Source organism: Lentzea cavernae, from assembly GCF_014653695.1.
GTDB classification, from domain to species: domain Bacteria; phylum Actinomycetota; class Actinomycetes; order Mycobacteriales; family Pseudonocardiaceae; genus Lentzea; species Lentzea cavernae.
The window spans coordinates 281,303-294,911 of the sequence record NZ_BNAR01000011.1; the positions used below are offsets into that span (position 1 = coordinate 281,303).

General features: G+C 68.7%; 13 protein-coding genes. 3 read left to right on the top strand and 10 right to left on the bottom strand.

Translation table 11 applies throughout. The features are described 5' to 3' along the window. Positions 1-73: 73 nt before the first annotated feature. From alc to IE307_RS31850, 6 genes are read right to left on the bottom strand one after another with little or no spacing between them, the layout of a single operon-like run. Entirely contained in the window at positions 74-1,066 is a 993-nt protein-coding gene (alc, locus tag IE307_RS31825; protein WP_191303070.1) for an allantoicase, read from the bottom strand. Continuing rightward, positions 1,063-2,352, bottom strand: coding sequence for an allantoinase AllB (gene allB / locus IE307_RS31830; protein WP_191303071.1), 1,290 nt, complete (start codon positions 2,350-2,352; stop codon positions 1,063-1,065). The genes alc and allB overlap by 4 nt, the downstream gene beginning before the upstream one ends. Before the next feature lie 5 nt (positions 2,353-2,357). After that, complete coding sequence (locus IE307_RS31835) at positions 2,358-3,362, bottom strand: glycerate kinase family protein (protein ID WP_229905255.1); 1,005 nt, start codon at positions 3,360-3,362, stop codon at positions 2,358-2,360. Further along, positions 3,359-5,059, bottom strand: a complete 1,701-nt coding sequence (gene gcl / locus IE307_RS31840; protein WP_191303072.1) for a glyoxylate carboligase — start codon at positions 5,057-5,059, stop codon at positions 3,359-3,361. Before gcl ends, IE307_RS31835 begins: the two co-directional genes overlap by 4 nt. Before the next feature lies 1 nt (position 5,060). Further along, on the bottom strand, positions 5,061-5,918 hold the full coding sequence (locus IE307_RS31845) for an NAD(P)-dependent oxidoreductase (RefSeq protein WP_191303073.1): 858 nt from the start codon (positions 5,916-5,918) through the stop codon (positions 5,061-5,063). Continuing rightward, the gene (locus IE307_RS31850; protein WP_191303074.1) at positions 5,915-6,661 is read right to left on the bottom strand and encodes a hydroxypyruvate isomerase family protein; all 747 of its coding nucleotides are present in this window, start codon (positions 6,659-6,661) and stop codon (positions 5,915-5,917) included. The genes IE307_RS31845 and IE307_RS31850 overlap by 4 nt, the downstream gene beginning before the upstream one ends. A 122-nt stretch (positions 6,662-6,783) precedes the next feature. On the opposite strand from IE307_RS31850, the gene uraD reads away from it, so the two are divergent. Together uraD and pucL are read left to right on the top strand one after the other, a co-directional pair. Further along, positions 6,784-7,266: a 2-oxo-4-hydroxy-4-carboxy-5-ureidoimidazoline decarboxylase gene (gene uraD / locus IE307_RS31855; protein WP_191303075.1), complete on the top strand. Its 483-nt coding sequence runs from the start codon at positions 6,784-6,786 to the stop codon at positions 7,264-7,266. Positions 7,267-7,268: 2 nt separating this feature from the next. Next, positions 7,269-8,147 carry a factor-independent urate hydroxylase gene (gene pucL / locus IE307_RS31860; protein ID WP_191303076.1) on the top strand — a complete coding sequence of 293 codons (879 nt, stop codon included), beginning with the start codon at positions 7,269-7,271 and terminating at the stop codon, positions 8,145-8,147. On the opposite strand, the gene IE307_RS31865 is transcribed toward pucL, so the two are convergent. The 4 genes from IE307_RS31865 to aceB all read right to left on the bottom strand — a co-directional run bounded on the left by IE307_RS31865 (position 8,074) and on the right by aceB (position 12,579). Continuing rightward, the gene (locus tag IE307_RS31865; protein ID WP_191303077.1) at positions 8,074-9,357 is read right to left on the bottom strand and encodes an NAD(P)/FAD-dependent oxidoreductase; all 1,284 of its coding nucleotides are present in this window, start codon (positions 9,355-9,357) and stop codon (positions 8,074-8,076) included. The genes pucL and IE307_RS31865 overlap by 74 nt on opposite strands. 25 nt (positions 9,358-9,382) lie before the next feature. Beyond that, the gene (locus tag IE307_RS31870; protein WP_191303078.1) at positions 9,383-9,850 is read right to left on the bottom strand and encodes an Imm1 family immunity protein; all 468 of its coding nucleotides are present in this window, start codon (positions 9,848-9,850) and stop codon (positions 9,383-9,385) included. A 75-nt stretch (positions 9,851-9,925) separates the two neighbouring features. Then, on the bottom strand, positions 9,926-11,095 hold the full coding sequence (locus tag IE307_RS31875; RefSeq protein WP_191303079.1) for a DUF6986 family protein: 1,170 nt from the start codon (positions 11,093-11,095) through the stop codon (positions 9,926-9,928). Further along, positions 11,095-12,579 carry a malate synthase A gene (gene aceB / locus IE307_RS31880; protein WP_191303080.1) on the bottom strand — a complete coding sequence of 495 codons (1,485 nt, stop codon included), beginning with the start codon at positions 12,577-12,579 and terminating at the stop codon, positions 11,095-11,097. Before aceB ends, IE307_RS31875 begins: the two co-directional genes overlap by 1 nt. Before the next feature lie 76 nt (positions 12,580-12,655). Here aceB and IE307_RS31885 point away from each other — a divergent pair, with 76 nt between their 5' ends. Beyond that, complete coding sequence (locus IE307_RS31885; RefSeq protein WP_229905256.1) at positions 12,656-13,402, top strand: IclR family transcriptional regulator; 747 nt, start codon at positions 12,656-12,658, stop codon at positions 13,400-13,402. The last annotated feature ends 207 nt before the right edge of the window (positions 13,403-13,609 follow it).

Below are 13,609 nucleotides of genomic sequence, written 5' to 3' on the forward strand. Positions count from 1 at the left end.
TTCCACCGATCGTGTGACGTGGACAACCAACTGAGGTAGGGGAGCGAATCAGACTGTGGTCGTACAACCACAGTCAGTTAGTCGTTTTGTTCCACATGGCCTGAAGGTGTGCTAGGCCGTCACTCGTAGGGGTGCCGAGGATGCGGAGGCGTGCCATTCCGCCGTCCGGGTAGATGTCGAGCCGCACGGCCGTCGCCTCGGTCGCGTCCACGACGAACCGGTGCCTCGTGTCGGGCTGCAGCCGGGTGCGCGGCAGGAGGTCGAACCACGTGTCCGGGTCCGTGCGCTCGTCGCAGCCCCTGACCGATGCCCATCCCGGTGCGTTGCCCTTGAAGTGGCTGGTGTCGAGCTCCACGAGCCGGACGACTCCGGGGGCGGCGAGCCTCAGCGACACCCAGTCGTTGCCGTCGTCGCGCCGGCGCGCCGTCTCCCAGCCCTCGCCCATGAGCGTGGCCTGACCAGGAGCGATGAGGTTGTTGGGCGAGCTGTAGAACATGTTGCTGCAGCCGGTGACGACGGCGCCGTTCTCCAGCGCGGCCAGGTCGACACCGCCGACGAGCAGGCGCGGATCGGCGAGCGGTTCGCCGTGCACGCGCAGCCTCGCCACACCGCCGTCCGGATCGATGGTGAGGCGTACGTGCGTGACGCGGCGCCCCTCCTTCACGTCGAAGAAGTGCTTCTCGTCGCCCTTCAACGCGGTGCGTTCGACCAGCGGGAACCACTCGGTGATCTCGCCGGCGGACGGGTAGCCGTCGACCTGCGCGCCCTCGACCCAGCAGAACGGCGGGTAGTTGCCCTTGAAGAACGCCGTGTCGACGACGATCCCGCGCACGACACCGGGCATGCCGAGCCTGATCACGGCCTGGTCGACACCGGCCTCACGACGGCGGCGGGTCTCCCAGCCGTCGTAGACCTGGCCTTTGTGGCCGAAGGTGTAAGTCTGGTAGACCGGCTCGGCGGGCTTGATGAGGTTCTCCCGCTCGGCGAACAGCTCGTCGTTCGCCCACACCACACCACCTCCGACCGCGCGCGAGGCGAGATCGGGCAGCCGTGTCCACTCCGTCATGCTTCTCCTCGTCTGAGCAGCTTTCCTTGCGTTGTACTGGTTTCCTTGCCCCGCAACCACGTCTGGCGCACGACACCGTGCAACGTGCGACCGTGGTAGGGCGTGACCGGGTTGCGGTGGTGCAGCTTTTCCTTGTCCACCACGAAGGTCTCGTCCGGTGCGAACACGACGAGGTCCGCGTCCTTGCCTACCTCGATGGCGCCCTTGGTCTCCAGCCCGACCTGACGTGCCGGATGGGTCGCCATCCAGCGGACGACGTCGGTGAGCTGGAAGCCGCGTTCCCGTGCGCCGGTCCACACCGCCGGCAGACCGAGCTGCAGCGACGCGATGCCACCCCACGCCGTGGCGAAGTCGCCTTCCTTCAGCTCCACGGTGCTCGGCGAGTGGTCGCTCACGACCAGGTCGATCACACCGTCGCGCAGGCCCTGCCACAGCGCCTCGCGGTTCTCCGCCTCACGGATCGGCGGGCAGCACTTGAACTCCGTCTGCCCGTCGTGGATCTCCTCCGCCGTGAACGTGAGGTAGTGCGGGCACGTCTCGGCGGTGATCCGCAGGCTTTCGCGCTTGGCGGCGCTCAGGATCGAGAGCGCGTCGGACGACGAGAGGTGCAGGACGTGCGTGCGAGCGCCGGTCCTGCGGGTCAGTTCCACGACGTCACGGATCGCCTTGTTCTCGGCCTCGCGCGGCCGTGACGCCAGGAACCCCGCGTAGTCCGGTTCGGACTCACGAACCGTGTGCGCGTCCTCGGCGTGCACGATCGTCAACGCGTCGAGCGTCGCCAACTCTCTTAGTGCGGCTTCGAGTTCAGCAGTGCTCACCGCCGGGAACTCGTCCACGCCCGAGTGCAGCAGGAAGCACTTGAAGCCGAAGACGCCGGCCTCGTGCAACGGTTTCAGGTCGGCGAGGTTGCCGGGGATGATGCCGCCCCAGAACCCGACGTCCACCGAGACGGCCGCCGCGGCCTTGCGCTTGATCTCCAGCGCGGCGACCTCGACCGTCGGCGGGATGCTGTTGAGCGGCATGTCGATGATCGTCGTGACGCCGCCGGCGGCAGCGGCACGGGTGGCGGTCTCGAAGCCCTCCCACTCGCTGCGGCCGGGGTCGTTGACGTGCACGTGGGTGTCGACCAGGCCCGGCAGCAGCACCTCGTCGTCGGCGAGCCGCACGACGTTCGGCGAGTCGATGAACGGTTCGACGGCGACCACCCTGCCGTCGGCGACGCCCACGTCGCACGCGATCTCACCCTGCGGGGTCACGACCCTGCGGGCGCGGAAGACCAGGTCCATGGCACTCACTGTGACACCCAGTCGCGGGCGATGCGACCGCCTAGAACGGTGAGAAGCGAATCGGCCCGCGCCATGCACCGCGTGACGTCGGGCTCGACGTCCAACAGCGCGTAGGCGGCCTTCAACCCCAGGTCACCGGGCTCGACGGAGCACTGCCCCGCCACCGCGACCACCGGCACGTCGCCCGAGGCCTTCACCACCCCGTACGGCGCCTTGCCGTGGCGGGTCTGCGCGTCCAGCGACCCCTCACCGGTGACCACCAGCGACGCGTCCGCGACGGCCTCGGCGAACCCGGCCAGTTCCAGCACCACCTCGATGCCGGGCCTGAACCGCGCACCCAGCACCGCCAGGGCCGCGAACCCGATCCCACCGGCCGCGCCCGCACCGGGCAGTGAGGCGTGCTCCGGCCCGATCCGCGCGGCGAAATCGGCCAGGCGTGCTTCGAGGATCTCCACCTGCTCGGGTGAGGCGCCCTTCTGCGGTCCGTAGACCGCCGCGGCGCCGGACGGGCCGAGCAGCGGGTTGTCCACGTCCGAGGCCAGCACGAGGTCGACGCCGTCGAACGACGTCTTGCCGAGCGCCTCCAGCATCCCCGCGCCACCGTCCGTGCAGGCGCTGCCACCCAGCCCGAGCACGACCGTGGAGCAACCGGCGTCGAGCGCGGCCTTGAGCAGCTCACCGACGCCGTGGCTGGTGGCGTCCAGCGGCGCGGGCCTCTCCAGCAACGTCAGCCCGGCCGCCGAGGCCACCTCGACCACGGCGGTCGTGCCGCGCACGGCGAACGACGCGGGCACCGGCCTGCCGACCGGGCCGGTGACCCAGCGCCCGACCTTCACGAACCCGGCGGCGACGGCGGCGTCGACCGTGCCGTCACCGCCGTCGGCCACCGGGAGGAGGCGCACGTCCACGTCCGGGACCGCCTCCCGCAGGCCGCGCGCGACGGCGGCGGCGACCTGCGGGGCGGTGAGCGATCCCTTGAACTTGTCCGGCGCGATGATCACGGCACTCACGGCAGCGGCTCGAATTCCTTCATCGCGGCGATCGACGTGCCGTTCGCGGTGTTGCCCTCGCGTTCGATCATGATCTCCACGAGCACCGGCCGCGACGTCCTGTCGGCCTCCTTGCGCGCCCACTCGAGCGACGTGCGGATCTCGCTCGGATCGGCGACCCGGATGCCGGAGCAGCCGTAGGCCTCCATGATCTTCACGTTGTCCGAGCCGCTGGTGTCGTAGTGGATGTCGACCTCGTACTTCATGTCGTAGCCGCCGTGGTCCTCGGCCATCCTGATCAGGCCGAGGTACTCGTTGTTCAGCATGATCAGCACGAACGGCACGTCGTACTGGGCGCCGACCGCGAGTTCCTCCACCAAGAACTGGAACGAGTAGTCGCCGACGACACCGACGACCTCGGCGTCCGGCCGGGCCTTCTTCACGCCGATCGCCGCCGGGATCTCCCAGCCGAGCGGACCGGCCTGGCCGCAGACCTGGTAGTGCCGCGGCTTGTGCGCCTTCTGGTGCTGGCCGGACCAGATCTGGTAGAGCCCGATGGCCGTGACGAAGTAGGTGTCCGGGCCGTAGAACTCGTTGATCTCCTTGAAGACCCGCGGCGCCTTGACCGGCACGGTGTCGAAGTCTTCACGCCTGAGCAGCGTCCGCTTGAGCTCCTGGCAACGCTCCACCCAGGCTCCCGCTTCGCGAGCCCCGCGCGCACGAGCCTTCTCGAGGAGGGCCTGCAGGAACACCTTGGTGTCCGCGACGATCCCGAGGTCGGGCCCGAAGACCTTGCCGATCTGCGTCGGCTCGACGTCGACGTGGATGAACTTGCGATCGCCGCGGTAGGTCGCGAGGTCGCCGGTGTGCCGGTCGCCGAAGCGCGCGCCCAGCGCCAGCACCAGGTCCGACTCCAGGAACGAGGCGTTGCCGTAGCGCTGCGAGGTCTGGATGCCGGTCATGCCCGCGTAGAGCGGGTGGTCCTCGTCGAGCGCGCCCTTGCCCATCAGCGTGGCCTGAACGGGGATCTGCAGGAACTCGGCCAGCTCCAGCAGCTCGGCGGACGCCTCGCCGAGGATGACACCGCCACCGGCGAGCAGCAGTGGGCGTTCGGCGGCGAGCAGCATGTCCAGCGCGCGCTCGACCCGTGCGTCACTCGGCGCGATTTTGGGCACGGGCAACGGTTCGTCGATCGTGGAGTCCCATTCGATCTCCTGCTTCTGCACGTCGATCGGCAGGTCGATCAGGACCGGGCCCGGCCGGCCGGAACGGGCGATCCGGAACGCCTCGCGGAAGATCCACGGCATCTGCGCGGCTTCCTTGACCTGCACCGCCCACTTCGTGACGGGGGCGGCGATCGAGACGATGTCGACGGCCTGGAACGCCTCCTGGTGCAGCTTGGAGACCGCGGCCTGGCCGGTGATGCACAGGATCGGCACCGAGTCGGCCTGCGCGGTGTAGAGGCCGGTGATCATGTTCGTGCCGGCCGGGCCCGAGGTGCCGATCGCGACACCGACGTTGCCGGTCGTGCGCGACCAGCCGTCGGCCATGTGCGTGGCGCCTTCCTCGTGGCGCACGATGAGGTGCTCGATCGAGCCGTCCTGCTCCATCGCCTTGTACAGCGGGAGGATCGCGGCGCCGGGGCAGCCGAACACGACGTCGATGCCCTCGGACTTGAGGACCTCGACGACCGCTTGCATGACTGGGATCTTCGGCATGTCAGGACCTTCCCGCGAAGTTCTCGATGACCTTGAGCAGCGCGGAGTGGTCGAGCGACCCGTAACCCTGCGCGCGTGCCGCCGCGATCAGCGCGGCGATCTGGTTGGTGACCGGCAGCGCGACGTCGGCGGAGCGCGCCGCGTCCAGTGCGATGCCCATGTCCTTGTGGTGCAGGTCGATCCGGAAGCCCGGCTGGAACTCGCGCGCGATCATCGACTCGCGCTTGAGGTCGAGGATCCGGTTCGCGGCGAGACCGCCGGCGAGCACGTCGAGGCCCGCCTTCGGGTCGACGCCACTCGCTTCCAGCAGCACGATCGACTCCGCGACGAGGGCGTAGATGCCGCCGACCATCAGCTGGTTCGCGGCCTTCACGACCTGGCCTGCGCCGTGCGGACCGACGTGGACGATCGTCTTGCCGACGACCTCCAGGAACGGCCTGGCGGCGGCGAAGTCGGCCTCGTCGCCGCCGACCATGATGCTGAGCGACGCCTGCACCGCACCGGTCTGACCGCCGGACACGGGCGCGTCGAGCACCCGGACGTTCGTCAGCCTCTTCGCGATGTCGATCGAGGTGAACGGGCGGATCGTGCTCATGTCGACCAGCAACGTGCCGTCGTCGAACGTGACCTCGTCGATCACCGCCTCGACCTGCGGGTGGTTGGGCAGCATCGTGATGACGACCTCGGCGCCGCTCACGGCCTCCTGAGCACTCGAAGCCGCTTTGCCGCCGTCTGCTTCCAGTTTCTCCAGCGAAGCCGAGCTGAGGTCGAAGCCCGTCACGTCGTGCCCGGCGGCTACGAGGTGGGCCGCCATCGGGCTGCCCATGATGCCGAGTCCGATGAAACCGATGCGGGTCATGCTTGATCCCTCCAAGCGAAGGAGTGGGTGACGGGCTTGTACTCGGCGCCGACGAAACCCGTGTAGCCGTTGGCGCGGAGCTTCGCGAGATGCCCGAAGAGGTCGAGCTCGCCGGTGCCGGGCTCACCGCGTCCGGGAGCGTCGGCGATCTGCACGTGACCGATGCGGTCGACGTGGTCGGCGAGGACGTCGAGGTCGTCGCCGTTCGTGGCGAGGTGGTAGAGGTCCGCGAGCAGCTTCACGTTGCCGCGGTCGATCTCGTCGATCAGCTCGAACGCCTGGTGGGCGATCTTGATCGGGTACTGCGGCGCGCCGCTCAGCGGTTCGATCACGAGCTGGGCGCCGATCTCCGCCGCGACGTCGGCGGCGAAGCGGTAGTTGGAGACGGTCTGCGCGGTGGTCTCGAAGTTGCCGTGCAGCGCGTTGAGCGTGCGGCAGCCGAGGCGGCCCGCGATGGCCGCGGTGATCTCGACGTTCGTGCGGAACTCGGTCTCGCGGCCGGGCCAGCTCGTCAGTCCCCTGTCTCCCGCGGGCATGTCGCCCGCGTAGAGGTTGAGGCCGACCAGGCGGACCCGCGCGTCGACGATCGCGTTCTCGAACGCCTCGATCTCGCGCGTCTCGGGTACGGCGTCCGCGAACGGCCACCAGATCTCGACCGCGTCGAACCCGGCGGCGCGTGCGGCTTGGGGACGCTCCAACAGCGGTAGCTCCGTGAAGAGCATCGAGAGGTTCGCATCGAACATTGGTGGCTAGTCCTTCCACATTGCGGAAGTTGGATTTCGTACTACGGAGACACTAGACATCCCGCGCGGCTCGGGTCAAGAATGTGGAAGTTCAATTCCGCAATGTAGAAACTTGGAGAGCCGTGGACAGCTTCAACAGCGCCCCGGAGGCCGAACTCCGTCCTCTGCTCACCGAGTGCCTCGCGGTGCCCCGCTGGATCGACGCCGTGGTGACCGGCAGGCCCTACGCGTCGGTGGATGCTCTCCTCGCGGCTTCTTCGGTTGCCGCACAAGGACTTTCCGACGAGGAGGTGCTCGGTGCCATCGCCGGGCACCCGCGCATCGGCGAACGACAGAAGACAGGTGGGGTGTCGGCGAGGTGGTCGCGGTCGGAACAGTCCGGTGTGGACGCTTCCCAGGCTGATCGCCTGGCGGCCGCCAACGCCGCGTACGAGGATCGGTTCGGGCACATCTACCTGGTGTGCGCGACCGGCCTGAGCGGTGCGGAAATGCTCGGCAACCTGTCCTCGCGCATGGACAACCCGCCGGATGTCGAGGTCCGCGTCGTCAACGACGAACTCGCGAAGATCGCCGCCTTGCGGCTGCAGAAGCTGATCGGGAGCTGAACATGGCCATCGTCCTGGGCCCCAACCAGTACGGCAAGGCGGAGAACCGCCTCGTCACGGTGTCGCGCAACGGATCCGTGCACACCATCAAAGACCTGACCGTCAGCACCTCGCTGCGCGGAGACCTCGCCGACACGCACCGCACCGGCGACAACGCCAAGGTGCTGGCGACAGACACGCAGAAGAACACCGTCTACGCGTTCGCCAAGGAGGCGCCGGTCGGTGAGATCGAGGACTTCGCGCTGCGCCTGGGCCGGCACTTCGTCGGCACGCAGGAGGCCATCTCCGGCGCGCGGATCCTGATCGACGAGCACGCCTGGGAGCGCATCGACGGCCACGACCACGCGTTCTCGCAGGGGTCGAACGAGAAGCGCACCACCGCCGTGACGATCGAGGGCTCCAACGCCTGGGTCGTCTCGGGCGTGCGCGACCTGGTGGTGCTGAAGTCGACCGGGTCGGAGTTCCACGGCTACCCCAAGGACCCGTACACGACCCTGAAGGAGACCGACGACCGCATCCTGGCGACATCGGTGACGGCCCGCTGGCGTTACGCCGGCACCGACGCCGACTGGGCGAAGTCGTACGCCGAGATCCGGTCGATCATGCTGAAGACGTTCGCGGACAAGCACTCCCTGTCGTTGCAGCAGACGCTGTACGCGATGGGCGAGGCCGTTCTGCAGACCCGGCCCGAGGTCGCCGAGGTACGGCTCTCCATGCCGAACAAGCACCACTTCCTCGTGGACCTCAGCGCGTTCGGCCTGGAGAACGACAACGAGGTCTTCTACGCCGCGGACCGCCCGTACGGGCTCATCGAGGGTTCGATCCTGCGGGACGACGCCCCGGAGGCGGGGCTTGCCTGGAGTACTTTGCCAACCTTCTGAACACCGCCGGGCTGAACAGGGTCGCCGGTGAGGCGACCATGTGCACGACCCGGACGAAGCGGCGGAACAGGTCGGGGTCGTGCACGATCCCGGCCTGCCACTTCTTCAGGTACCAGCCGAGCAGGCCACCGCGCCTGGTCTCCACCCAGCCGCGGTCGGCGTTGCTGGACATCGCCCACGTCCCCTTCGACGTCCTCGCGACCTTCCGCTGGAACGCCCGGCACCCCTGCGCGCTGAAGTCGGTGTGCCGCCGGAACAACAGCGCCTCCATCGCCGCCACGGTGATGCCCTGCCCGTACACCGGGTTGAACGCGCACACCGCGTCTCCCACCGCCACCAGCCCGCCCGGCCAGTGCGCCGTGGCCTCGAAGGCGTGGCGGCGACTGGCCGTGCGGGCGAACAGGTAGACGGGCGAGAGCGGTTCGGCGCCGGCGAGCATCTCCGAGATCGGCACCCGCAACGAGTCCAGGAACTCCTGGTAGCCGTCGAGGTCGCGCGGCGGGTGATCACCGGCGGCTCCCTGCGCCGTGACCATCAGCCGGTCGCCCTCGACGCGCATCGCCGCCACCCCGCGCGGGAGGTGCGGTGCGGAGAGACTTTCGGCGTACGCCACGGGAAAGTCCTTGGGCGCCGTGTAAATCCGGGTCGCGTACCCGGTGCGGGAGTCGACCACCTCGGGTTCCGGCGACGTGATCCCCGCGGCGGCGAGCCAGGCCGGCAGCTTCGACGACCTGCCGGACGCGTCGACGACGAGATCCGCGTCGATCCTGCCGTGGTCACGGGTCCGCACGCCGTCCACCACACCGTCGCGCAACGACAACCCGGTGACGTGCACACCGGTCCTGATCTCGGCCGTCACCCGCCGCCGGATGCTGGTCTCCAGCAACGGGCGGCTCAGCGACAGCAGCGGCATGCCCGTGGGCGCCGCGGCGAGCCAGCCGAGCGGGTTCAGGATCCGCATGTCCCCCGCGTCGGCGAGTGCCGCGCCGGCGTCGACGAGTTCGGCGCGCAGGCCGGGGAACAGCCCCTCCAGGAGCTCACCGCCGCGCACGAGCAACCCGTGCACGTGCCTGCCCTGCGGCACACCCGGCCGGGGTTCGGGCTCGTCGGAGAGCTCGTCCCGTTCCAGGACAACGACTTCGTGCGATTCGCCCAGCACGCGCGCCGCCAGCAAGCCGGCGATTCCCCCGCCTATCACCACGGCCTTCATGGGGCCATTGAACCAGCAGGGCCGATCAGCGGTTTTCTTTCGTGCGCAACGACATCTGCTGGTCGCGCCACGAGTGGAACAGGTCGGCCTCGCTGTACCAGCCGACGCCGGTCGGCCGTTCGCCCGTCGTCATGAACTCGATCAGCAACTGCCGGTACAGGCACAGCGGAACGCCGACACCGGGCGGGAAATCCGTGTACTTCTCGTTGACGTACGGCGCTTCCACGGACCCTTTGGGCCAGCCCATGAAGGTGTTGTCGACGTAGTACATGTAGCCCCACGAACCACGCACGGCGAGCACGACGTTGTGGTCCGGTTCCCCTTCGGCGGTGAGGTCGCGCCCGAAGTGGTCGAGCGACCCGTCGTTGCACTCGGGCCTGCCGAGCAGCCGGATCAGCGTGTCCACGTCCCCGTCGCACGCGACGACCTGGTACTTGTGCTCCGCGGAGTCGAGGTCGGGGAGGCCGGTCCAGAGGCCGGCTCGCATGCTCATGCGAGCCACCCTGCACCCATCGCCGGGAACATTCGACAACCATGGACAGAACCACACGAACGGGTGATGACCCGATCAGCTCGATCGGGTTACAAGCCCCCGCAGTGCTGACTCGTCCAGACCCGTCGCGGCCTGCACCTCCACCGGATCGAGCGCACCGCAGTCCACCGCGCGGAGGAAGAACGCGGACAGCGCTTGAGCGGTCGCCGGTTCGTCCAGAACGCCACCGGCGACGTGCTCGACGTACGCCTTCAGCCGTGCCGCGTCCGCTTCCAGGCCTTCGCGGTAGAAGGCGTAGACGGCGGCGTACCGCGTCACGAGCTGCGCCGGGTGCAGGTCCCAGCCCTGGTAGAAGCCGTGCTCGAGCGAACGGCGCGTGAGCCGGTAATGCGTGTCCCAGCCGAGTTGCAGCTGGTCGCCGACCGGCAGCACGTTGGTCGAGCCATCCGACAACCGCACACCCGTGCCGGCCGCGGACACCTGCATGACGTGGCGGGCGAAGTCGCACGCGCCGTGGGCGAGGTGCTGCTGCGCCGCGGACAGCCCGCAGTCGGCCGTGTAGTCGTAGGTGCCGAAGTGCAGGCCGGTCACGCGACCGCGTCCGGCCTCGATGAACCGCGGGATCGCGAGGCGGCCCTCGCGGTCGACGACGGACCGCGTGGTCTCGACCTGGATCTCGAACTTCAGGTCGCCGCCGAAGAGGTCGAGCACCTCGCCGAACACCTCGACCTGCTCGGCCGACGTCACCTTGGGGAACGTGATCACGAAGCCCGGCGGGACCTCTCCCAGCGCCGTCAGGAAGATGTCCAGCGTGCGCAGGCCTCGCTCGCGCAGTTCGGCCGTGTCGAACGACTTGATCCGCAGCCCGAACGACGGCGGCGCGGTGCCGTCGTCGATCCACCGGGACAGCAGGATCGCCGTGCTCTCGGCGTCCATGTCCTCGACGTCGTCCTCGGGCGCGCCGTAGCCGTCCTCGAAGTCGATCCGCAGGTCCTCGACCGGTTCGCGCCGGAGCTTGGCCTCGACCCGCTCCAGCACACCGTCCGGCAGCGGCGGCAGCAACTCGGGGTCGATCGACTCCAGGGCCTCACGCCCCCAGTCGGCGATCGTGGACCCGATGATGCGACCGGCGGGCACGTAGCACGTGTGCACGGGCTGACGGCCCACCGGAAAGCTGCGCTCCACAGTGGACAACCGCGCTGTCACGCGCGCGACGTCCTCGGGGGACAGCGATGTCTCGTACATCAGATGCGCTCGTACGCCGGCAGCGTCAGGAAGTCCACGAAGTCCTCCGACAACGCGACCTGCTCGAACAGCTCGACGGCAGCGGCGACGTGCGGCCCCTCGAGCCCGGCGCCGACCCTGCCGATCACCTCGCGCACGGCGTCCGCCGTGACCTGGGTGCCGTCGTCGAGCACGACCTTGTTGTTGATCCACTGCCAGATCTGCGACCTGCTGATCTCCGCGGTCGCCGCGTCCTCCATCAGGTTGTGGATCGCCGCGGCGCCGTTGCCGCCGAGCCACGACGCGATGTAGCGCACGCCGACGTCGACAGCGCCCTCGAGCCCGGCCCGCGTCGCCGCGCCGCCCGCCGACTTGAAGTCGAGCAGCTGCTCGGCCGTGACGCTGACCTCGGGACGCTGCTTGTCGACCTGGTTGGGCCTGCCGCCCAGCACCCCGTCGAAGATCTCCCGGCAAATCGGCACGAGATCAGGATGCGCCACCCACGACCCGTCGAAACCATCGTTCGCCTCGCGCGTCTTGTCCTCGCGGACCTTGCGCAGCGCGTTCTCGGTGACCTCGGGATCACGCCTGTTGGGGATGAACGCGGCCATGCCACCCATGGCGAACGCCCCGCGCTTGTGGCACGTCTTCACCAGAAGCTCGGTGTACGCGCGCATGAACGGCGCCGTCATCGTGACACTGTTGCGGTCCGGCAGCACGTAGTCCGCACCCGCGTCCCGGAAGTACTTGATGACGCTGAAGAGGTAGTCCCACCGACCGGCGTTGAGCCCCGACGCGTGGTCGCGCAGCTCGTAGAGGATCTCCTCCATCTGGAACGCGGCCGGGATCGTCTCGATGAGCACCGTCGCCCGGATCGTCCCGTGCGGCACGCCCTTGAGCTTCTGCGCCGTCGTGAAGACGTCGTTCCACAGCCGCGCTTCGAGGTGCGACTCCATCTTCGGCAGGTAGTAGTACGGCTTGCCGAGCTCGGCGTTGTGGAAGAAGTGCAACCCGAAGTCCACCAGCGCGCCCACGGCCTTGCGGCCACCGAACTCGAGGTTGCGCTCGTCCAGGTGCCACCCGCGCGGCCGCACGACGATCGTCGGGTACGGCCCGCCCTTGAGCCGGTACTCCTTGCCCTCCGGCGAAGTGAACTCGATCGTCTCCCGCGCCGCCTCGTACAGGTTCACCTGCCCCTGCACGACGTTGTCCCAGTGCGGCGTGTTCGCGTCCTCGAGATCCGCGAGCCACACCTTCGCCCCGGAGTTCAGCGCGTTGATCGTCATCTTGCGCTCGGTGGGCCCGGTGATCTCGACCCGCCGGTCCCGCAGCGCCTCGGGCGCCGGGGCCACCTGCCACTCCCCGTCCCGCACGTCCTGCGTCTCCGGCAAGAACCCGAGGGGCCGGCGCTCCTTGCGAAGGGCGAGCAACTCGTCCCTGCGGGCGGCGTGCGCCTCATGCAGCTTCGCGACGAACTCAAGAGCCTCTTCGGTCAGGACCTGCACCTGGAGCCACCTCTCTCGGTTTTGCTGTGTGGACTATAGTTTTTGCATTGCGGAACTGCAACGGGAGGAGCCGCACGTGTCCACAGGTGGCGTGCAGTCCCTGCAAAGAGCCTTCGACCTGCTGGAACGCCTGGCAGACGCAGGCGGCGAGGCATCACTGTCCGAGCTGGCGACAACCTCAGGCCTACCCCTGCCCACCATCCACCGCCTCATCCGCACCCTTGTCACGCTGGGCTATGTGCGCCAGAACAGCAACAGGCGCTACACCCTCGGCTCGCGCCTGATCCGCCTCGGCGAGACAGCCTCCCGCCAATACGGCACCTGGGCGCGCCCCTTGCTCTCACAGCTGGTCGACTCGGTAGAGGAAACAGCGAACCTGGCCGTCCTGGACGGCGACGAGGTCGTCTACGTCGCGCAGGTGCCGTCAAAGCACTCGATGCGCATGTTCACAGAGGTGGGCCGCCGCCTCCTGCCACACGGCACAGGCGTGGGCAAGGCGATGCTCTCGCAACTCCCCCGTGCCGACGTGCGCGCACTGCTGGAACGCACGGGCCTGCCCGCGTACACGTCCAACACGATCACCGACGCGTCCGAACTGCTCGACTCGCTGGACGAAATCTCAGAACGCGGCTTCGCCCTGGACGAGTCCGAGCAGGAACTCGGCGTGCGGTGCATCGCGGTGCCGGTGGTGGGCGGGCCGACGCTGGCCGCAGTATCGGTGTCGGGCCCGGAGGGACGGCTCACCAAGGAGGCGGTGAACCGCATCCTCCCGGAGGTGCTGGCGGTGGCGAAGCGCCTGGCGGACCAGGCAGCAACCGCCTGACCGCACGCGATGCCGAAGGCGAGCCGTCTTTCCCACGCGATGCCGAAGGCGAGCCGTCTTTCCCATACGGCTTGGGCGGTGGGGTCCCGTCACGAGTCGCGCCACAGCTCTTGCTGCATGCAGGTAGGGGTGTCAACTCGACGCGCTGGAGTTGTCCCCGAGGCTCGGACACCTTGATCCCTGACAACGGTTGTTGTCAGGGGAGAG

What these genes read in the sequence shown, in the direction of transcription:
- alc (WP_191303070.1), bottom strand. Translation starts at nt 1,066, where the DNA reads ATGACGGAGTGGACACGGCTGCCCGATCTCGCCTCGCGCGCGGTCGGA.
- allB (WP_191303071.1), bottom strand. Translation starts at nt 2,352, where the DNA reads ATGGACCTGGTCTTCCGCGCCCGCAGGGTCGTGACCCCGCAGGGTGAG.
- gcl (WP_191303072.1), bottom strand. Translation starts at nt 5,059, where the DNA reads ATGCCGAAGATCCCAGTCATGCAAGCGGTCGTCGAGGTCCTCAAGTCC.
- IE307_RS31845 (WP_191303073.1), bottom strand. Translation starts at nt 5,918, where the DNA reads ATGACCCGCATCGGTTTCATCGGACTCGGCATCATGGGCAGCCCGATG.
- IE307_RS31850 (WP_191303074.1), bottom strand. Translation starts at nt 6,661, where the DNA reads ATGTTCGATGCGAACCTCTCGATGCTCTTCACGGAGCTACCGCTGTTG.
- pucL (WP_191303076.1), top strand. Translation starts at nt 7,269, where the DNA reads ATGGCCATCGTCCTGGGCCCCAACCAGTACGGCAAGGCGGAGAACCGC.
- IE307_RS31865 (WP_191303077.1), bottom strand. Translation starts at nt 9,357, where the DNA reads ATGAAGGCCGTGGTGATAGGCGGGGGAATCGCCGGCTTGCTGGCGGCG.
- IE307_RS31870 (WP_191303078.1), bottom strand. Translation starts at nt 9,850, where the DNA reads ATGAGCATGCGAGCCGGCCTCTGGACCGGCCTCCCCGACCTCGACTCC.
- IE307_RS31875 (WP_191303079.1), bottom strand. Translation starts at nt 11,095, where the DNA reads ATGTACGAGACATCGCTGTCCCCCGAGGACGTCGCGCGCGTGACAGCG.